Annotated in this window: 15 protein-coding genes; 14 read left to right on the top strand and 1 reads right to left on the bottom strand. The window is 48.0% G+C overall.

Features of this window, described 5'->3' with window-relative positions:
• The 5 genes from HP548_RS01310 to HP548_RS01290 all read left to right on the top strand — a co-directional run.
• On the top strand, window positions 1-801 hold an 801-nt coding region (locus tag HP548_RS01310), incomplete at its 5' end, for a beta-xylosidase family glycoside hydrolase (protein WP_457852493.1).
• A 339-nt stretch (window positions 802-1,140) separates the two neighbouring features.
• On the top strand, window positions 1,141-2,673 hold the full coding sequence (locus HP548_RS01305) for a glycoside hydrolase family 43 protein (protein ID WP_175380687.1): 1,533 nt from the start codon (window positions 1,141-1,143) through the stop codon (window positions 2,671-2,673).
• A 161-nt stretch (window positions 2,674-2,834) separates the two neighbouring features.
• The gene (locus tag HP548_RS01300) at window positions 2,835-4,514 is read left to right on the top strand and encodes an extracellular solute-binding protein (protein ID WP_175380690.1); all 1,680 of its coding nucleotides are present in this window, start codon (window positions 2,835-2,837) and stop codon (window positions 4,512-4,514) included.
• A gap of 48 nt (window positions 4,515-4,562) precedes the next feature.
• Window positions 4,563-6,317: a sensor histidine kinase gene (locus tag HP548_RS01295; RefSeq protein WP_175380686.1), complete on the top strand. Its 1,755-nt coding sequence runs from the start codon at window positions 4,563-4,565 to the stop codon at window positions 6,315-6,317.
• Window positions 6,310-7,926 (top strand): response regulator, encoded by a 1,617-nt coding sequence (locus HP548_RS01290; protein WP_175380685.1) that lies wholly within the window; start codon window positions 6,310-6,312, stop codon window positions 7,924-7,926. Before HP548_RS01295 ends, HP548_RS01290 begins: the two co-directional genes overlap by 8 nt.
• 178 nt (window positions 7,927-8,104) lie before the next feature.
• Here the strand turns inward: HP548_RS01290 and HP548_RS01285 are convergent, their stop codons facing one another.
• Entirely contained in the window at window positions 8,105-8,860 is a 756-nt protein-coding gene (locus HP548_RS01285) for a helix-turn-helix domain-containing protein (RefSeq protein ID WP_125477352.1), read from the bottom strand.
• 284 nt (window positions 8,861-9,144) lie between these two features.
• On the opposite strand from HP548_RS01285, the gene HP548_RS01280 reads away from it, so the two are divergent.
• The 9 genes from HP548_RS01280 (at window position 9,145) to HP548_RS01240 (ending at window position 21,918) form a co-directional block, all read left to right on the top strand.
• Window positions 9,145-10,503, top strand: coding sequence for an extracellular solute-binding protein (locus HP548_RS01280; protein ID WP_175380684.1), 1,359 nt, complete (start codon window positions 9,145-9,147; stop codon window positions 10,501-10,503).
• A 105-nt stretch (window positions 10,504-10,608) separates the two neighbouring features.
• On the top strand, window positions 10,609-13,506 hold the full coding sequence (locus HP548_RS01275) for an extracellular solute-binding protein (protein WP_175380683.1): 2,898 nt from the start codon (window positions 10,609-10,611) through the stop codon (window positions 13,504-13,506).
• Between the two features lie 64 nt (window positions 13,507-13,570).
• The gene (locus tag HP548_RS01270) at window positions 13,571-14,482 is read left to right on the top strand and encodes a carbohydrate ABC transporter permease (RefSeq protein ID WP_343054756.1); all 912 of its coding nucleotides are present in this window, start codon (window positions 13,571-13,573) and stop codon (window positions 14,480-14,482) included.
• A gap of 2 nt (window positions 14,483-14,484) precedes the next feature.
• Window positions 14,485-15,360 (top strand): carbohydrate ABC transporter permease, encoded by an 876-nt coding sequence (locus tag HP548_RS01265; protein ID WP_076288847.1) that lies wholly within the window; start codon window positions 14,485-14,487, stop codon window positions 15,358-15,360.
• Between the two features lie 15 nt (window positions 15,361-15,375).
• Window positions 15,376-16,839, top strand: coding sequence for a hypothetical protein (locus HP548_RS01260; protein ID WP_343054754.1), 1,464 nt, complete (start codon window positions 15,376-15,378; stop codon window positions 16,837-16,839).
• Window positions 16,823-17,458: a Yip1 family protein gene (locus HP548_RS01255; RefSeq protein WP_175380681.1), complete on the top strand. Its 636-nt coding sequence runs from the start codon at window positions 16,823-16,825 to the stop codon at window positions 17,456-17,458. The genes HP548_RS01260 and HP548_RS01255 overlap by 17 nt, the downstream gene beginning before the upstream one ends.
• Before the next feature lie 16 nt (window positions 17,459-17,474).
• Window positions 17,475-20,057 (top strand): DUF5696 domain-containing protein, encoded by a 2,583-nt coding sequence (locus tag HP548_RS01250; protein WP_175380680.1) that lies wholly within the window; start codon window positions 17,475-17,477, stop codon window positions 20,055-20,057.
• A gap of 53 nt (window positions 20,058-20,110) precedes the next feature.
• Window positions 20,111-20,956, top strand: a complete 846-nt coding sequence (locus HP548_RS01245) for a carbohydrate ABC transporter permease (protein ID WP_175380679.1) — start codon at window positions 20,111-20,113, stop codon at window positions 20,954-20,956.
• 17 nt (window positions 20,957-20,973) lie between these two features.
• Complete coding sequence (locus HP548_RS01240) at window positions 20,974-21,918, top strand: carbohydrate ABC transporter permease (protein WP_175380678.1); 945 nt, start codon at window positions 20,974-20,976, stop codon at window positions 21,916-21,918.
• Window positions 21,919-22,046 lie beyond the last annotated feature (128 nt).

Raw genomic sequence — 22,046 nt, 5'->3', positions numbered from 1 at the left:
TGGTGGGCCGTATTCCTTGGCGTGCGTTTGACAGAGGACGGATATAGTGTGCTTGGACGGGAAACGTTCCTCGCCCCGGTCGTTTGGAACGAGGGCTGGCCCCACATGGACAACAATGAAGGAATAGTGAGTCTGGACATGGCCGTTCAACGTTCGCCGATGACAGCACCTTCTATATTGGATGGTCATGCAGCAGTCGTTGTAGGGCGAGAAGACTTCAATGAAGAACTTGGGCCGCAGTGGATGTTCGTTCGCAATCCGTCAGGAGGAGTGTGCTCCGTTACGGAAAAACCGGGTTTTCTGACCTTATATGGCCAGGAAGCAAGTCTCGGCGACGTCGGTCAGGTTACGTTTGTTGGCCGGAGGCAGCAGCATGTTGAAGCGTGCTATACAACTCACATGGCATTCGTACCGGCTGCTGATGGAGAAGAGGCCGGAATGTGTATCCGCCGGGATGAAGATGCACACTATGAGATTGGCATAAGACGGTCAGAAGGCCGCAACCTGATATTTGCCCGTCTCACGGTACGCGGAGAGTCGGAAATCGTGTATGCGGGCGAGACTGAAGCGGAGCAGCTGTTTCTCCGGATCGAATCGACGGAGAAGGAATATAGGCTGACTTGTTCCGAGGACGGACAGAATTGGACAGCCTTGGGTTCAGGCTCGGCAAGATCATTATCCCCAGAGGATTTTGTACACAAGATGTGCTTTACCGGAGCGGTGGTCGGACTATATGCTACCGGCAATGGTAAGGCAAGTAGCACACCTGCCCATTTTGATTGGTTCGAGTATGAGATCTAGCCAACGAGGCACCATTCAAGGCGTCATCTAAGGACACTTTTCACATCGCTGCAGCGGTGAATCTAAGTACATTCGAAAGCTAGCGCTCGTGGCTGGCATATCTCTTCAACAATATCTATGCATTGTCATTTTATAATAACCTTCTTGCCACTATCACTTTGGCATGGAGGTTATTGTGTATTGCAACATATATTTGAAGCTTTTATAAAGGAAGAAAGCGGTTTATTTTCCCTGTCGCTTACCTATTAAAACATGTAAAATGAGGGTGACTGATCAGTCATCTTATACATTTGCTATTGACTTTACAATATCCTAAACAAAGTGAGGTGTAATTACAGCATGTATCACAATCCAATTATATGGGCTGATTACCCGGATCTTGATGTCATTCGCGTAGAAGATACCTATTACATGGTCAGTACAACAATGCACATGATGCCGGGTTGCGTCATCCTGCGTTCGTACGATCTGATTCATTGGGAAGTGGCAACCTATGTATATGACAGACTGGATGACACCCCAGCCCAAAGACTGGAAGATGGCAAGCACATCTATGGTAAAGGCATGTGGGCAGCTTCACTTCGGTATCATCAAGGAACGTTCTACGTGATCTTTGTAGCCAATGATACGCGTAAAACGTATTTATACACGTCCGCATCCATTTCGGGACCATGGGACAAACGCATCGTAGAGGGCTTTTATCATGATTGCTCCCTTTTCTTTGACGATGATGATCGGGCATATTTGGTACATGGCAATGCCGAGATTCATTTGGTAGAGTTAAAAGCTGATTTATCAGGGCCCAAACCGGGGGGGACACAGCGTTTAATCGTGAAGGAGCGGGATCCTTACCATCTTGGTTACGAAGGTGCCCATTTCTACAAGGTTAATGGGAAGTATTATGTGTTCTTGATTCACATTTCCAAAGAGGTGGGACGAAGAACCCAGGCTTACTACATGGCAGATACGCTAGATGGTGAATTTATCGGTGGGGAAGTATTTAACGATGATATGGGATATTTCAATTCAGGCATTGCTCAAGGCGGTATAGTCGATACCCCCGGTGGGGACTGGTACGCCGTGCTATTTCAGGATCATGGTGCAGTAGGGCGTATTCCTGTAATCGTTCCCATGAATTTTGAAGACGGAATTCCCGTTTTTGCAAGCAACGCACCAAGAACAATAGATATTCCTAGCACAAGACCAGATTATAGTTACAGCCCGCTGGTGGGTAGTGACGATTTTGAGTATCATATCGGCGGGGACAGCAGAGTTCGCCTTCGTGATTTTTGGCAATGGAACCACACGCCCCATGATGAGCTGTGGTCCGTAACCGAGAAGCCTGGAGTGTACCGGATTCGGACCGGCCAGCTTAGCCCGAACCTTATTTATGCGGTGAACACATTGACCCAGCGTGCGATGGGGCCCGCTTGTAAGGTAAACGTCACCCTGGACGGCAGCGGTTTAAACGATGGTGATTATGCAGGGCTATGTTTCCTAATAGGCACATATGGCCTGATCGCGCTAACGAGAGAGCAGGGAGAGTTCTACCTTGTCATGCAGGCGAGGGAAAGTCAGGATTCCAGCATATTCGGCAATTTGATCGATGAGGAGCCTGCGACGGAGCATGCGCGGATTCGCGTAACCGGACCAGTCGTTACGCTCCAGGCATCAGGCCATTTCGTGAACAATCAGGATGAGTGTTCTTTTGCCTATCACGATGGCACGGAGTGGAAGCCACTCGGCATTTCTCACAAGATGTTCTACAAACTGGATCATTTCATGGGCTGTCGGATTGGCTTATTCTTGTATTCAACACAGGTCAAAGGAGGAACGGCTGATTTTTCGAATTTCAAATACGATATGATCTAGTCAGCTTACACACGATGGTTATGGATAAAGTCGCCTGATGGCGGCTTTTTGTACTCATACCGCCCAAGTTTGTTATACAATGATAGGATTCGGGATGATCTAACAAAATGGTGAACTCATTCCAATAGAACTGGGGGCATGTCGACGTGAATAAGAGATGGATGTACAGTTCAAGATGGACCTTAATTCTCCTCCTTTTGGTGTCCATACCTGCAGGCCTTTCGCAAGGAAATACAGAGCAACAACAGACTGTACCTGCGGGGCAGCAGGGGCAGAATCCTGGAGAAGATGGGAAATACGTACCACCTATAAAAGTCACTTTTGTCATGGAAACCGGGGAGGATCTGCTGCAAATGATCGATCAGTTACCAGGTGAAAGTTTAGAGGATAATCGCTGGACCCAATTGTATGAAGAAGAATTGGGCATTCAGATTCACTATGACTGGATCGCAAGGGGTGACGTATATAATCAGAAGCTGGGGGTGTCCCTCGCAGCAGGCCGTTTTCCGGATGTAGTCAAAGTAAATCCATATCAACTCAGACAATTAAGCAATGCGGGATTGATTGAAGACCTGACAGAAGTGTATCAGACGCAAGCCTCTCCGCTTACGAAAAAAATTTTGGAGGCTGAGGGAAGAGGTGCGTTCGATGCGGCCACAATTGACGGCAGACTGATGGCGATCCCGGAATCGTCTTCTGCCATCGAAACAGCACAATATCTGTGGATCAGAAGTGATTGGCTGGAAAAAATGGACCTGCTGCCACCTGAAACGATGGAAGATGTACTGCAAATATCTAAAGCGTTTACAGAAGGAGATCCCGATGGAAATGGGGAGCAGGACACCTATGGACTTGCAATGACGAGTTATTTGTGGGACCCCGTTATGGGTGTATCTGGATTCATGGCCGGCTACGGAGCTCACCCGAATATATGGATCAAGGATAAGGAGGGCAATCTGGCTTACGGTGGCATACAACCGGAGGTAAGAAAAGCACTGAAGGTGCTGCAGACCTTATACCTTGAAGGCCAGCTTGATCCCGAATTTGCTTACAAAAACGGAAGTAAGGAGTATCGCCTGATTCAGGACGGTAAAATAGGCATGCTCTATGGTGAACAGTGGACCCCCTTCATGCTTCAGACCACGCGCGACACGGACCCGAATGCGGAATGGCAAGCTTATCCTCTTGTGGCTGAGTCTGGAAGAGGCATATTGGTCCCGCTCCGTTCCAATACAGGACAATACTTCGCGGTAAAGAAAGGATTTGCACATCCTGAGGTCGTCGTAAAGCTCATGAATCTGCATTTGGATAAAAACTGGGGTGAGCAAGCCGAGTATGAAACGTACTACAATGACGATTCACGCGCCGTGTGGATGCTTTCGCCGGTAACCCCTTTTCCAGGAATGAAAAACATGGATGCTTACAGAGATATTCGTGATGCCAGAAAGAGAGGGGATTTCTCAAGCCTGGAGAACGAAGCCCTTGCGATCCACAAACGAATTGTTGCTTATGAATCAGAGGGCTTAAAAAGTGGATGGGGTTGGAAACAGACCTATGGATCCTTGGGAGCCTTTAGTATTGCCGATGCCTATGACCGGAATGGACAACTTCTATATGACGAGTATACTGGCGGAATAACCGAAACTATGGTTGATCGACAACTTATTCTTCGAGACCTTCAACTTGAAGCATACATGAATATCATTCTTGGTTCACCCATCGAAGAATTCGATCAGTTCGTGAACGATTGGTACAAGCTGGGGGGGGAAGAAATTACATCGGAGGTGAATGCGTGGTTCAGAGTCAATGTTGCAAGGAATCATCCAGCATCTGCCTCCTAGAATTAACCCGGGATCCTATTTCAGCCAGGTGCATAGGAGGTGAACGGATTGTTGAGAATTCCTGCCCAATCGTGGTTTAACAGCATATTTGCAAGATTAATCATGACCTATCTGGTTTTTGTGATTCCTCTGATCCTTCTGGGAGTTTATTTGTATCATTGGAGTTACGATACGGCAAGCGAGGAAATATCCCTGTCGACGGATCGGCGCCTGAACCAATTTGCCATGGAGCTGAACAGGGAGATTGAATGGTTGGAGCTTCAGCAGTTTGATATCGCTGAGGACCGCAAACTGAACCGGATTGCCATCCTCTGGAACATGATGGATCAAGTGGAAAGACGTGAGACGTTGAATTATTTATCTGAGCGACTGGCCTCATTCAAGAACAGCAGTGCTTACATCAAGAACGTTTACGTACATATCCCTGCAGTCAACAAGAGCATATCGGCAGTGCAAGGCATGGATGACTTCGATCATGATTCCTTTAGTTACTTTAGCTCAAATCTTGAAGGGAAAGGCGTTCGCTTTACTGTAAAAAGTGACAATCTGAACCTTAGCGCTGTTCGGCTACCAGGCAAGCGAGGAGATGCCCCCCTGTTTGTTGTCCAAGTGGAACTGGATACCGCCAAATTTCAAAATGAATTGTCACAACTTAATCTGTATCCCGAGAGTGCAACATTGCTGATCGAGAATCAAACAGGGCATGCCATCTCAGATCAGCAGCAGCGTGATGTCATTCTGTCCAGTCACCGTAAATATAGTCTTACAAATCAGCATGACAATTTTCAGGTGAACGTGGAGGGAACCTTGTATCATGTGAATCAGCTTCATATGAATACCTTGGGCTTGTCCGTAGCCACTTATTTGCCGGAGAAAATCGTAACCAAACCCCTTAGCAAATTTGTTCAGTGGGCCTGGATCTTTGCTATCACTTCATTCATCGCCATTGCGGCGTATCTGTATTCCAGTTACAAGCTGATCCACATTCCGCTGCTGCTGCTTGTCAAAAGATTCAAGAAAATGGAGGGAGGCGTGTTGGATATTCCGATCAACCATCATCGCAAAGACGAATTCGGTTTTCTCTACAGTCGTTTCAATCATATGATTGAAAATCTTCAGCAGTTGATTGACCGTGATTTCAAAAAGACAATGATGATGCAGCGGGCCGAATTGAGACAGCTTCAATCCCAGATTAATCCGCATTTTCTGTACAATAGCTTCTTCATTCTGAACTCGCTCGCCAGAACAGGAGACACGGAGCGCATTGAGCAATTCACAAATATGCTTGGCGTATATTTTCGCTTCATCACCCGAAACGAAACGGATCATGTGACTTTGAAGGAGGAAGTGGAACATTCACGAATCTATACGGAAATTCAGCAATTAAGATTCTCCAGACGAATCAAGGTGGACTTTGGGCAAGTCCCCCCTGGAATGGATCAGATTCAGGTGCCCAGGCTTATTATTCAGCCGATTATCGAGAATGCTTATGAGCATAGTCTTGAAAAAAACACGAGTATGGGTTTCTTGCGCGTACAATTCCGCATGGAAGCAAACTATGTCGAATTCATCGTGGAAGACAACGGTATGGATCTGCAGATGGAAGACATTGAGCTTCTCAAAGAACGTTTGCACAATGAAACAGGCACAGATGAAATGACAGGATTAATGAATATTCACAGACGTCTCATATTGACCTACGGGGAAGGAAGTGGCCTTTTTCTCTCCCGGAGTGAGCTGCAAGGATTGAAAGTCGCGGTACGAATTCATCAGAAGGAAGGGGATCAGATAACGAATGTATAGACTTCTGATCGTGGATGACGAGGAGATTATAACGGATAGTCTGTATGAGACGTTCGCCAGACATATGCCTGACAAACTTGACGTGTGTAAAGCCTACTCTGCTGCGGAGGCATTGACCTGGATGCGACGCTCGAGGATTGACATTGTGCTGACAGACATTCGCATGCCGGGAATAAGCGGACTGGAATTAACTGAGGAAATTCAGACCCGATGGCCACATTGTCGTGTTATTTTTCTGACAGGACACAGCGATTTTGAGTATGCGTACAAGGCTTTTCAAATGACCAATGTGCGTTATTTACTCAAAACAGAGGGCTATGACAAAGTAATGACTGTCGTCGATCAGGTGATGGAAGAGATTCGGCAAAGTTACAGCATGAATGAAGTACTGGAACAATCGCTTGAGATTACCTCAAGATTGGCAGCGTTGCAACAGGAGGAATATGTGCGTAAGCTTCTTCAGAAATGTACACCGACCGATTCCTTGCATGAGATACAAGCTGAACTCACCCGAAGAAACATCGGATTACAAGTAGAATCCCCGGTGTATCTGGTGCTTGGTCGATTCAACAAGCCGCCCGGAGAGCATGCTGATCTGGAACACGTTCAAGCATGGGTACGAGTTATCGGATCTTCTTTTATTCGTGAACATGCGGTAAATACAAGTGTAACGGATCATTATGGTGATGCAGTCTGGCTGCTTCAACCCAAGAGGGGAAATGCTAGCCCAGACGATCACTTTGTCACATATGTCGAGGGCACATTGGAACTTGTTCAGGAAGCTTGCCAGTCTTCGTTAGGCGTATCCATTGCTTTTACTTTAAGTGGACAGGGCTATCAATGGTCCCAAATTCCAAGCCAATATGAACGTCTGCGGTTACTACAGTGGATGAAGATTGGAGACGGGGTATCCATGGTGTTAACGGATAAAACAGAAGAACCTGCTTTGGGTACTTCCAAGGAGTCCGTACGCATTTCAAATCGGATTGAGTTGATGTCCGGTTATTTGGAAACCGGAAGATTCCAGTCTTTTTATGATGTTTTTGAAGAGCTGGCAAATGAACTGCTGCAACAGGACGTGATTATGGAACGTGCGATGGAAACGTACTATCATCTGGCACTGATGCTGTATTCGACATTCAATCGTTGGGGGCACCAAATCCCTGATCGGCGAAGCCTGCTTCATCTCGGAGATTATCGCAGTATGAAGGATGCCGTGTATCACCTGTATCGCGCAGCAGATGAGCTGGTGCACTTTAAGCAATCGAACGAAGAGGAACGTGCTAACCTGGTGACCCAGACGATATGCAGCTATATTAAAAATAACCTTGAAAAGGATCTATCCCTGGTCCGACTGGCTGAATTGAATCATTTCAACCCGTCCTATCTATCCCGTTTCTTTAAGCAGGAAACGGGAATCAACTTGTCCGAGTTTATTGACGATTGCCGAATTCGGAGAGCCAAGGAACTGCTAGGCAATACGGATCTTATGGTGCGTGAGGTAGCACTGCAAGTCGGTTATGAGGCAGCTCATTCGTTTACCCGACTATTTAAGAAGCTGACGGGCATGACACCTCAAGAATACCGTGAATCCACACTGGTGAGTTAGACCCGTCAGACTTTCCTCCAGTTTAATAAGTCAGGTAAGTAACCGCTTGGCATAATAGTCTTCATTACATTTCAAAGGAAGCGGACACAAAAAACGCAGGCAACAGCTCCTGCGTTTTTTGCGCTTTTTAATGGGAGATTTGAATGGTTTGGTGCACAGGAGAGGGAATCCTCACGGACTAAGCGGTATGAGTTTTCTGTCTTCGATATGCATTGGGGCTCGATCCGGTATACGATTTGAACTTTTTGTAAAACCAATCAATATCTTTGTAACCAACCTCTACGGCTATTTCGTATATTCGCAGATTGGTAGATGACAGAAGCTGCTTGGCCTTTTCCATTCGCTGTTGCAGCATGTAATCAGTAAAAGACATTTTTTCTTCCAATCTAAACTTTTGTCCGAGGTATGCACAATTAAAATGGAGCATATCTGAGATTTTCTTGAGTGTAATTTCGTCGCCAAGATGATCACGTACATAAGCTTTGATAATACGGATCACATGGTTTGACTCCAGAGCTTTGCCGTTGAGATGAATGGGCGGTTTGACGGGCGGGCTTTTTTTTACAGGTTCGGGTTCCAGACAAGTCCTGAGTCTATGCAAACTGTGAAGCAAAGCCGAGGAACTGACCGGACATGGCAAATAATCATTCACTTGATACGTTAATGCCTTCCGCACAAGTCTGAAGTGATCTCTTCCGCCGAGCAGTAGGATCGGAACATTACTTTTTTTTCGAATGTAATGACACAGCCATAGCCCTGCCGTATCACACTGCTCCGTATGTACAACAACGACTGAAAAATGTTGTTCAGATAACGCGGTCAAGGCCGCGGAGGAAGAGAAAACACAATCCCCAATGACATATTCCGATTTGTTATGGCTCAGCAGGTGTCGAAACTCTCTGCACAACCGGCGGCTATAATCCACAAGCAACATATTGTACACAAAACATGACCTCACCTTCTCATGAACTCTTCAATCCAAAGTCATTTTAAAATAAGGATTAATTCCATTATGGGAATAAAAGAAAGCGCATACAATGTGCATTTCTTGCAGAAAGTTCATTTCTTTACCAATTGAAAGGGAATATTCCCATGTTCACTGAAAAGCACGTCAATCTATAATCAGTCGGGGTAAATATCTGTATTTTAGCAGGTTGTTTGCGCTTTCATATGAGAGATACACTGTGGGAGCAAACGACACATTCAGGGGGGAAGACGATGAGAAAAAACAAGTTTATGCTACTGAACCTGGTATTTGCGGTCATGCTGGTCATTGCTGCATGCAGTTCTACGCCGACCACACAACCTGAACCGGAGAAACCGGCATCTCAGGAGGAACAAAAACCTGTGGAGACTGAGCCCGAGAATGAAAACTCCACGCCGGAGATGGATTTCGATATGGGTGGCCGAACCATTAAAGTGGTCGCATGGTGGGATATGGAGATTCAGGACAACAATCCGGACAATATTCAGCGCCTCGAAAATCTAGAAGCACTGAAGAAAAAACACAACTTTAATATCGAATATGTTTCCATCGATTTTGGTGAGTATCAGGAGAAAGTGGTGGCTTCACTGATGGCAGGAGAACCGCTTGGCGATTTTGTGAGACTGGGCAAAGACTACGCCATTCCAGCATTGACCAAACAGGATTTGTTATGGCCAGTGGATGATTATATCAAGAACGACAAGGTATTCAATCAGAAAACGACCAAAGAATACATGCAATATGAAGGCAAAGGTTACGGGTTTACGGAGGATCAGTCTTCTTTTATCAACGGGATTTTCTACAACCGGACGCTTATGCAGGAACTTGGTCTGAAGCCGCTGCAGGAATATGTGGATGCTGATGAATGGAACTGGGATACGTTCCTCAGCGTGGCGAAGCAAGCGAACAAGGATCGAAACAACGATGGCAAATTGGACACTTGGGGACTGGCTCAAACGGGGCTGCTCGAACCGGTTCTGTATTCCAACGAAGCTTCTCTGACCAAAGAGGATAAGCAGAACCTGGAAGATCCAAAGACCAAAGAAGCGCTGAATTTCTTGTCCAAACTGGCAACGGAGAAGGTCGGCAGAGCAACAGAAGGTGGCGATTGGACAGAACCATCTACCTTCTTCCGTCAAGGCAATACCTTGATGTATGCAGGTGCCATGTATGAAGTCGAAGGTATTATGACAGATATGAAGGATTATGATATTGGATTTGTACCTTTTCCCAAAGGGCCAAGTGCATCATCGTACCACTCCGGTGAATCTCGCTATCAAGCGATCACAATCCCTAAAGCGGTTGAGAATCCAGAACAGCTCATGTACATCTGGGAGAAAATCAATGAGATCGATTCGATCTACGAGTATCCCGGCCAATCCACGCTGGAGACACATCTGACGGATGAGGCGGACATCAATAATGCCAGAGAGGTTGCAGAGGGCATGCTGGTACTCGACCATAACACCTTTCCTTCCTTACCTTTCTGGGATTTTGATGCGGAGCTCAAAGAAGGTATATCCGTATCTACGCTGATTGAGAAATACAAGTCTCCTTTCCAGGCAGCGATTGATGAGGTCTACAAAAAATAAGTATCACTGTACGCGGGCAGAGCACACCAGTGACGGTGTGATCTGTCCGGGTTAGACAACCGTTTAATGGTCGCTACGCTTACAGGAAAGGGGATACATTCGAACATGCGGTCAAGTAAGAAAAAGGGACTGATCCTGGTACTTGTCCTGGCCTTGGTGTTCTCGATCTGGACGATCTTTCCGTCACGGGATAAAAGCCCAGGAACGGTACATGCACTTGAAGATTTTGAAGCGGTCGCCAATACAGACGACGAAAGCAGCTATGAACATTATCTGAAAGTTCATGCGAGCAGCGCCAAACCGGACAATATCGTACGGATTGAAGGTGAGTCTTATGTTCAGGCAGAGGGTGGAACGTTCGAGGTAGTACAGGGATATGCCGGATTGGACGGCAGTGCAGTCATTACACCGGAAACCGGTACCATTCGCTGGGATGTTCCCATTAAAGTGAGTGGTTTGTACCATGCACGGATTCACTATTATCCCGTTGAGGGCAAAAGTTCCGGTATCGAACGCAGGCTGGAGCTAAACGGGCAGGTTCCGTTCAGGGGTGCTGACGTCTTGCTGTTTGACAGGGTATGGGGCAATCGCGAAGAAGACGTTCGCCGGGACGATCGAGGGAATGATCTTAGGCCGAGGCAAGTTGAACAGCCGGAATGGCAGTACGCTTCCTTCAGGGACAGCGCAGGTTACTTTGAGGAACCGTTCCAGTTTTATTTTGAAAAGGGTACACAGCAGTTATCACTCAGCTCGCTAAGAGAGAGCATGGCGATCGATTATATCGAGCTGTATCAGGAGGAGGATGTTCCGTCCTATGCAGATTTGCGGGCGAGGTACGAAACGCGTAGCTTGAAACCGGCCGGTCCTGTCATGCTGAAGGTGCAGGCAGAACATGCGGTAAGCAAGTCTTCACCAACGCTGGCACCGATCTCGGATCGCTCCAGCCCTTCGCTGGAGCCGTACGACGTATCCAAAATTCGCATCAACGCCATCGGCGGCATCAACTGGAAGCTGCCCGGTGAATGGATTGAGTGGGAGATCGACGTGCCGGAAGATGGATTGTATCAAATTGCGTTGAAGGTGAAACAGGATCAACTTCGTGGCATCTATGCGACCCGCAGTCTGACCATTGACGGAAAAGTGCCGTTCAAGGAAATGAAACGCATTCGTTTTAACTATAGTCCCTCCTGGCAAACACAGGTATTGGGAGCTGGAGAAGATCGGCCTTACCAGTTCCATCTCGAAAAAGGGAAACACCGCATACGGATGACGGTCACGCTGGGTGACATCGCTCCGCTACTTCGAACGGTGGAATCCAGCGTGTTGGAACTGAACGAGATGTACCGCAAAATATTAATGATCACTTCGAACCAGCCCGATCCGCTGCGGGACTATCAGCTCGAACGGCGTATTCCGGAGATGACGGAGGTGTTTGAACGGCAGGCGGTAACGCTCAGCTCTGTAGCGGCGTACCTGGAGCAAGCCACAGGTGAGCAGAGCGATAAAGTCGCGATTCTAAATGCCATGGTGGTCCAGCTTAAGGATATGACTGCCAGACCGGAGACGGTACCGAAACGGCTGGACACGTTTAAGATTAACGTGGGTGGTCTCGGTACCTGGATTCTGACCGTGCGGGAGCAGCCTATTACGATGGATTATCTTGTTGTAAGCCCGCCAGGCGAGTCATTGCCTAAAGCGGAGGCAACAGCCATTCAGCAAGCAAAACATGAACTGGGTGCCTATGTGGCTTCCTATACGGAAGATTACGACAGTATCGGCAACGTGGAGCAAAAGAAAGACGCAATTACCGTATGGATTACGACTGGACGAGATCAGGCCCAGGTGCTCAAGGGTTTGATCGACGATTCGTTTACCCCGGATACCGATGTCTCGGTACAATTGCGTCTTGTTCCGCCCAACATTCTGCTGCCAGCAACGCTTTCGGGGGAAGGACCGGACGTGGCCATGCAGATGGGCGAGGACATTCCCGTGAACTATGCGATGAGAAATGCAGCAGCGGATCTGAGCAAGTTCCCGGACTTCGAAGAGATTTCCGGACGTTTCCGTGAAAGCGGACTGACGCCTTACCGTTACAATGACGGGGTCTACGCGCTGCCGGAGCAGCAGCACTTCCCGATGCTTTTTTACCGTAAAGATATCCTGAATGAGCTGGGCCTTGAACCGCCGAAGACATGGCAGGATGTCTATAACGCCATCGCAGTGCTGCAAAAACACAACATGGAGTTCTATCTGCCCATCGAGGATACGCTGAACAATGCAAACCTTGTACCGAACTCCACTTTTGCCATGCTGTTGTATCAAAATGATGGCACCTTCTATACGGAAGATCAGAAGAAGAGTGCACTGGATTCGGAGATTTCAATGGATGCTTTTAAACGCTGGACCCAGTTCTATACCAATTACAAATTTCCGCTCAAGGCCGACTTTCCAAACCGATTCCGTACTGGGGAAATGCCGATTGGCATCGCCGATTATACCACGTACAACATGCTGACCGTCATGGCACCGGAAATTCGCAACCTCTGGGATTTTACCATTGTTCCGGGTACTGAGCTTCCGGACGGTTCCATAAGGCATGAGGTAGCCAGTGCGACTAGCGCCGTGATGATGCTCGAAAATGCAGCCAACAAGGAAGCCGCCTGGGAATTCATGAAATGGTGGACCGATGAGCAGACGCAGATTGAATATGGAAGAGAAATGGAAGGTCTCATGGGAGCAGCTGCCCGTTACCCAACGGCCAACATCAAGGCGCTGCAGCAGCTGCCTTGGCCCGTGAAAGATTATCAGAATTTGGAGAAACAATGGGAATGGGTACAAGGTATCCCGCAGCTTCCGGGAGGTTATTTTACAGGACGACATCTGGATAATGCGTTCCGCAAGGTCGTTAACGCGAGCGAAAATCCCCGTGAGGCCCTGGCGGATTATGTCCTGTATATCGATGATGAAATCGAGTTAAAGCGCAAGGAATTTAATCTGAAGTAGAAGGAAGGGAGGGTAACGGTTGCAAGTAAAAACAACCAAGACAGCAGCCGCTCCTGCCGTCCATATACGTCCGGTGGGCTGGTGGTCCCTTTTGAAGCGGGATCTATATCTCAGCAGACACTATTACGTATTGATGGCACCGTTTATGTTGATCTTTTTCATGTTCACTGTCATTCCGGTCGGCATTTCGCTGGGCCTCAGCTTTTTCCACTTCAATATGCTGGAGTTGCCGCGTTTTATCGGTTGGCAGAACTATTCACGCCTGTTTCTAGGTGACGACGTCTTTTTGATTGCCATGAAAAATACGTTGTTATTCGCTGTTATTACTGGGCCTGTCAGTTACATTGCCTGTTTTTTGTTTGCATGGATCATTAATGAGCTGTCTCCCAAAGTCCGGGCGGTCATGACGCTGGTTTTCTACGCGCCGTCCATATCAGGTAACGTGTTCTTCATCTGGCTGATCATCTTCTCCGGTGACAGCTACGGGTACATGAATGGCTTCCTGATGCGCCTGGGCGTCATTCTGGAACCGATCCAATGGCTCGCAGATGAGAAATACGTGCTGGCCATCGTCATCATAGTTCAACTATGGCTCAGTCTCGGAACCAGCTTCCTGGCCTTTATCGCAGGTTTGCAGACGATTGACCGCTCGCTGGTGGAAGCCGGTACAGTGGATGGGATCAAAAATCGTTGGCAGGAGCTCTGGTATATTACCTTGCCATCGATGAGGCCCCAGCTCATGTTTGGTGCGGTCATGCAGATTACGGCTTCATTTGCTGTAGCAGAAATTTCGATTGCCCTGGCCGGTTTCCCAAGTGTTAACTATGCAGCGCATACGGTCGTTACCCACTTGATGGACTTCGGCACCATTCGCTTCGAGATGGGATATGCCTCTGCCATAGCAACGGTTCTGTTCGTTCTAATGCTTGGTACGAACGTCCTGACGCAAAAAATGCTGAGAAAGATAGGTGAATGACAATGACCAGCAAAGTACGTGCCGTGTTCGGCATGCCCAAAAGACTGAATCGGTCATTTACCGTCAGCCTCATGCTGTTTGCCCTGCTGGCCGTGTTTGGATCATTTATGGTGCTCCCGCTCATATATGCCGTTAACAACGCATTTAAACCACTGGATGAACTGTTTATTTTTCCGCCACGCTTCTGGGTGAACAACCCGACTACGGAAAATTTTGCGGATCTGATCAATCTGATGGGCAATTCGTGGGTCCCGTTATCCCGCTATATTGCCAATACGTTACTTATTACGATATTAGGAACGGCGGGACATATTCTTTTGGCCTCGGCAGCCGCTTATCCGCTGGCCAAATATCGTTTTCCCGGCTCAAAAGTATTGTTCACGATTGTGATCCTGTCCTTGATGTTCTCGCCGCATGTCACAGCAATTCCGAACTACATGGTCATGTCCTGGCTCGGCTGGATTAACAGTCACGCATCCATTATCGTTCCGTCCCTTGCATTCTCCCTGGGACTGTTCCTGATGAAGCAGTTCATGGAACAGATTCCGGATGCACTCCTGGAGGCAGCGAAGATCGATGGCGCGAACGAATACCGGATTTTCTGGAGTATTGTGATGCCTAACGTGAAGCCGGCCTGGCTTACACTGATGATTTTGCAGTTTCCGGCCCTCTGGGGAACAGACGGTGGAAGTTTTATTTATAGTGAAAATCTCAAAACGCTGCATTACGCGCTAAGTCAGATTGTTCAAGGGGGGATCGCGAGAGCAGGAGTTGGTGCAGCGGTTGCACTGCTGCTGATGATCGTGCCGATAACCTTGTTTATCATCTCCCAGAGTAGTGTCATGCAGACAATGGCTACTTCGGGCATGAAAGAGTAGAAAGGAGGCAGCGAGGTGCGGAAAAGCACATGGAACAAGCAGGTCTGGATCATCTTGGGCATGGTCTGCCTCCTGTGGTTCGGCCAAGAGGCAGCACCCGCAAGTGCAGATGGCAAGCAGGATGCTTACCAGTATTCCTACTGGGGCGATTCCGTTCCGGCTCCGGCGGCGTACGAGGCGACGTCCATTATCACGGGCAGGAAACTGAACACCACTGCGTTCAAAGAACCGAGTGACATGCATGTCACAGCCGATCAGCGGGTGTTCGTATTGGATTCCGGCAATGGTCGCATCGTGGAGTTGGATCGCAATTTCAAGCTGGTGCGGACGTTTGATTCCTTTGAACGCGAGGGCAAGAAGGACCAATTCAAAAATCCGCAAGGGCTCTATGTCAGCGAAAAGGGGGATATGCTCGTTGCAGATACCGACAATCACAGGGTCGTTCATCTGGATGATCAAGGCCGCTTGGTCAAGGTAGTGGCTGAACCGAAATCAGATCTGTTACAAACGGACTTTCAATTCAAGCCTGTGCGGGTTGTCATGGATAAGGGAGAACGGATTTACGTCATGGCGGAGGGTGTGTTTGACGGATTCATGGAGTTCAGTGTCGACGGCACATTCTCCTCCTTTATCGGAGCGAACAGGGTTCAGGTTGATCCGGTGGAGTATTTGTGGAAACGATTTGCCACGCGCGAGCAGCGCAGTCAGATGGTTATGTTCACGCCGACGGAATTCACCAACCTGGATATAGATGAAGAAGGGTTCATTTACGCCACGAGTAGTGATGGCGGCAAAGATCCAATCAAGAAATTGAATGCCCAGGGCTCCGATATTTTACGCAGACAAGGTTATCATTACCCCCAAGGCGATCTGATGTATACGAATGAAGCTGGGCCTTCACGCCTGATTGATGTAGATGTAGGAGACAGCGACATGTATTCCGTACTCGACTCCAGCAGAGGGCGAATTTTCACCTATAACGGCGACGGATATCTTCTACATATCTTTGGCGGTATTGGCAATCGGTTGGGTCAGTTTAATACACCAGTCGCGCTGGAACGTGTGGGAGACCGGATGCTTGTGTTGGATAAAGCGCTGGGTGAAATTACGATTTTCCAGACAACGGAGTACGGACGCACTGTGCACGAAGCAGTGCGCAGTTATTATAACGGCGACGAGGATCAATCCGCGATGTTGTTCGCCAAGGCCGCCGAGATGAACGCTAATCTGGAGTATGCTTATGCGGGTATTGGAAAATCGCTGCTTCGTCAGAAGGACTATGCCGAATCTGCGCAATATTTTAAACGGAGCATGGAGCGTCAGGGGTATTCGAAAGCTTTTCTTCTGTTCCGCAAAGAACTGATGCGCGAGCATTTCTCGTGGATAATGTCCGGTGTATTCCTGACTGTAGCTGCGTTTGTATCCGTCACTATCGTTCGCAGGCAGAAAAGGAGGGCAACAAATGCAAGGGCCAAGTAAACAATTTTACCAGTATCCGCTACATCTCATCTTTCACCCATTCGACGGATATTGGGAACTGAAATATGAACGCAATCAACGAACAACATTGCTGATTGCATGCATGATTATGCTGATGCTAATGATTTCCAAAATTTTGCATGCCCAGTACAGTGGCTTTCTCATTAATTTTAACAATCCCAAGTATCTGAACAGCCTGCTTGAAGTGTTGTATGTCATGATCCCAGTACTATTCTGGTGTGTGGCCAACTGGTCGTTAACGACCCTGATGGATGGAGAAGGCAAGTTTTCGGAGATTTTCATGTCGACGTGTTTTGCACTGGTGCCGCTGCTCCTGATTCATTTCCCGTGGATCTGGCTGAGTCTCGTCATTTCCGCGCAGGAAACAGCCTTCTATTATTTCTCCAATGCACTTGCTGTTGCTTGGACGGTATATCTGTTATTCGTGGGCAACATGACCGTTCATCAGTACACACCGGCTAAGACGGTACTTACAATGCTGCTTACCCTGGTAGCCATGGCTTTTATGGCCTTTTTGTGCCTGCTTTTCTTCAGTCTTGTACAGCAGATCGTATCGTTTGTCGTAACCATCTATCAGGAAATCGTGCTTCGGGGCTAAGGAAGGAGGACATCCAGTGAAATATGCTATAGCAAAAAAAATAACCGGAATGCTGTTCATTGGCAGTCTGCTTCTAAGTGGTTGCCAGTTCCCGCCATCACCGCAAGCTCGTGAGGCAGCAGCAGCTGTTGATGAGGCCGATCTTCCCTCCCTGCCTCCCGGAGAACAACTGAAATCTTCTTTCAGCGAACCTCGACTACAAGGCATGAGTGGTATTGCTAGGAACGAAGCCTTGCAGTTGTTTATCGATGAAGAGACGGCAGAGATTGCTGTCCTGCATAGAGAGAGCGGACAAATCTGGCGCAGCAATCCAGCAGATCGAGAGCAGGACGGTATTGCAGCCGGCATTAACAAAGATCTTCTGTCATCCCAAGCCAGACTTAGCTTTTTTAACAACCAGGGTCAGAGCAGTACGGTGAACTCTTATACGGATAGCATCGGTCACAAGCAGGTTAGCTATGAGACTATGCGAAGCGGGGTCCGGATTCACTATCAGTTCGGAAGCGCCGAGCGCTCTATTGAAGATTTGCCGGTCAAAATCAGCAAGGAACGATTTGAGCAAAAGTTGTTAGCACAGCTCGACAAGGCAGGAGAACGCGCCTTGAAGATCGGGTATACCGAAGATAAAGATGAGGGTGTCTATGTTCGAATTGACAAGGCCCTGCAGGGACTCCAGTTGTCCCGTGCCCTGAAGGCATTTGACACGGCTGGTTATACGGAAGAAGACCTGGCACAGGATCATGCCGAACACGGGATTGATCAGGAGCGCAGTGGACCGCGGCTCTTCATGATGACTTTGGAATATGAATTGGATGGAGAGAATCTGCTGGTTCGTGTTCCTGCATCCGGCATTCATTTTCCAGAAGAGTATCCGATCAACACCATATCCGTGCTGGAATATTTCGGAGCCGGAGGGACGAAGGAAGAGGGCTCGATTTTTGTACCGGACGGCTCCGGAGCACTGATCCATTTTAACAATGGCAAGCTTCAGTATCCCGGTTATCAACAAGATATTTACGGCCCGGACTTGACGATGAAGCTGCGGGAAGCTGGCTCGGCGGAAGCCAAAGCCCGATTGCCTGTTTTTGGACTGATCCGGAAAGAGGGTGCTTTCCTTGGCATTATCGAGGAAGGGGACGCTGTGGCAGTGGTGAATGCGGATATCAGCGGCAAGCTGAACAGCTACAACAACGTATATCCAAGCTTCTATGTCATGAATAAGAGCGATGTAACACTTCAAGCAAGTGACATGGTGCGAACACTACCCAAATTCCAGAAAAAACCGACAGCGTCAGACTTTGTTGTAAGATACGCTTTTGTCGGTGGGGAGAAGGCTTCCTACTCAGGGTTGGCCGAACTCTACCGGAATTATCTGTTACAGAGCGGCGGACTTCCCGAGCAGCAAGCGGGTAAAGAACAGGCGGGTATTCCATTTTATCTGAAATTGTTCGGCGGGATGACAACACGGCAACATATGCTGGGTATCCCTTATGATTCGACAGAGGCGCTTACGACCTTTGAGGAAGCCAAGCAGATTCTGTCTACATTGACGGAGAAAAATGTATCCAACATTCAGGTTCGTTACGCCGGATGGTTCAATGATGGACTGCATCACCGCCTGCCGGATTCCATATCGGTGGATGGAGCAATTGGTGGCCAAAAGGGATTGAGCAATTTTAGCGATTATACAAAGGAATTAGGCATTGGCTTTTATCCGGATGTAGCTTTGCTGAATGTGCAATCCAAGAAAGGATTCAAACCTTCCAGAGCGGCTTCTCGAACGTTAACCCAAGAACCGGCTGTGGTATATCCGATGAATCAGGCTTTGCAGCGACGGGACCGGGAACGGTCTCCATCCTATGTGCTTTCGCCCAACAAGCTGAATCAGGTGACGAAAGAGATGCTAGTTGAGATGAAGTCTATTCTAAAAGAGGAACAGTCTCAGTCGCTGAGCCTGAAAGATCTGGCTGAACAGCTGAACAGCGACATGAATCCGAAGAAGCTTCTGGATCGAACGGAAGCGCTGGACGTTGTCATTAAAGCGCTGGAACAGATCAAACAACAGGCAGGTTCCGTTGTGGCCGAGGGTGGCAATGGCTATGCACTGCCTTATGTTACTGGGCTGACGGACGCGCCGATGAGCAGCAGCCAGTTCAAACTGGAGGATGAAGAGGTTCCGTTTTTCCAATTAGTCGTTCATGGGAATATCAGTTACACCGGCTCTCCATACAATCTCTCGACCTATACGAACCCGAGGCAGTATGTTCTAAAACTGATTGAATATGGAGCAAGTCCTTACTTCGCCTGGTTCAATGCACCCAACCACGTGGTCAAACAGACCGATTATGATGATCTGTACGCGGCAAACTACGAGCAGTGGGTGGATCTGGCTGCCGAGATGTACAACGAGGTGAATCAGACCAATCTTCCATTTGCCGGGCGTTCCATGAAATCGCATGAATCATTGGAGGAAGGTGTGTATCGAACAACCTATGACGGTGGTGGCTTCGTGATTGTGAATTATAATGATTTTCCTATAGAGGTTGAGGGCCAAACCGTGAAAGCCCAAGGTTATGTGACTGGTGGTGAGCAGCTCTGAAGACACTCCTGAAATGGAAATGGGGAAGTCGTACGTATGCTCAGCAGAAAGCCATGTGGGGCGTTATCTACGTGCTTCCGTGGTTGATCGGATTTGTATTGTTTTTCTTCATCCCGTTGCTGGCTTCGCTGCGTTATAGCATGAGCACGATTCAGGCCAATGCGGAAGGCATTGCCATTCAATTCACTGGTGTTGCTAACTATATTCAGGCGCTTACCGTTAATACAAGTTTTAACCGTGCATTGATCGAGTCGATTACCGATGTGCTCGTCAATGTGCCTCTTATCGTCATATTCAGCCTGTTTCTCGCCGTCATCCTGAACCAGAAGTTCAGAGGCAGAGCCATAGCACGCTCCATTTTCTTCTTGCCCGTTATTTTGGCTTCCGGTGTCATCATGTCGCTGGAGAGCACCAGCTTGATTGATGCGGTTAACCAGAACAGTACTGGAGGAAGCGCACTAGGTACATTTGAACTCGAAAATCTGATGTTGGATGCCGGGGTGAGCGAATGGATCGTAACGTATTTGAGTAATGCCGTTGATCGGATCTATCAAATTGTTAGCCAGTCGGGCGTGCAGATTTTGATCTTTTTGGCTGGCATTCAGACCATTTCGCCTCAGCTCTATGAGGCATCCAAAATGGAGGGTGCTACTGGGTACGAAGCATTCTGGAAGATTACATTTCCGATGGTCAGTCCGCTGATCTTTGTCAATGCGATCTACACCATTATCGACTCGTTTGCCAATAACGCCATGACTGAACTGATCCGGGATACCGGATTCGTGAAATTTGACTTTGGTCTCAGCTCGGCTATGGCATGGGTGTATTTTCTGGCGATTGCCATCATTCTTGTCATTGTATCCATGATTTTCTCGAAACGAGTCTTCTATCAAGATTAGAAAGGAGGACGTTCAGCGTGACGACTTCTCGATTATTATCGCTGGAACACTGGAAAGGCTGGCTCTGGTCTGTGATTCGGTTCGTACTGATTACCGGACTTTCCTTTGTTATCCTCTTTCCAATATTTCAGAAAATCTCAACGTCCATCAAAGACAAGGGTGATCTGTATTCCGCTGTGGTGGTATGGATTCCCCAGAATTTCTCGATTGATAACTTTCAGCAGGCTATTCGGGTTATGGATTACTGGGCGACACTGTTGAATACCTTCCTTTTGTCAGCGACAACAACACTGTTAACTACAGCGTCCTGTGCCCTTGCAGGGTATGGTTTCGCCCGGTTGAAGTTCAAGGGGAGCAATTTGCTGTTTGCAGGTGTGATTCTCACGATTCTTGTCCCGCCCACGACCATTTTGATTCCGGTGTATCTCAATCTGAAAAGCTTCGACCTGATGGGCTTGATGACACTGATTGCCGGTAAACCGGTGAACCTGCTGAATACCTACTGGCCGTTCATTCTGACCGCCATTACGGCCAATTCGCTTAAAGCCGGATTGTATATTTTCATCTTTCGTCAGTTCTTCCGCGGCATCCCGAAGGAAGTGGAAGAGGCGGCTTACGTGGATGGGGCAGGCATCGGGCGAACCTTTGCCCGAATCATGCTGCCGAATGCGATTCCATCCATGGTGACCGTGATGTTGTTTTCCTTTGTATGGCAGTGGAATGATAGCTTCTACACGACCACGTATCTGACTTCGAGCAAGGTCATGTCGACTCAACTGTCATCGCTTCCGTATAATCTGGCCCAGCAAGTGAGTGATGGCGCCTCTAAGGCTGATCCTTTCTATCTGAGCATGATTCAGGATACGGGAATATTACTCGCCATTCTGCCTTTGATTGTCATCTATCTCTTCGTACAGCGTTATTTCGTGGAGAGTGTAGAACGTACAGGTATCGTTGGCTAAAACGTTAGCTTTAACAGTGAAGAAAGATCCGAGACAGATCGATACGATCTAAAGGGGGGAGAAGTCTTGCGACTGAACGTATGGAACGGGTTGCGGAAGCGTGCGCCAACCGATGCTTAGTCTACTTA

It is taken from the genome of Paenibacillus taichungensis (assembly GCF_013359905.1).
Lineage (GTDB): Bacteria > Bacillota > Bacilli > Paenibacillales > Paenibacillaceae > Paenibacillus > Paenibacillus taichungensis.
This window is presented reverse-complemented; position numbering and strand designations above follow the sequence as displayed.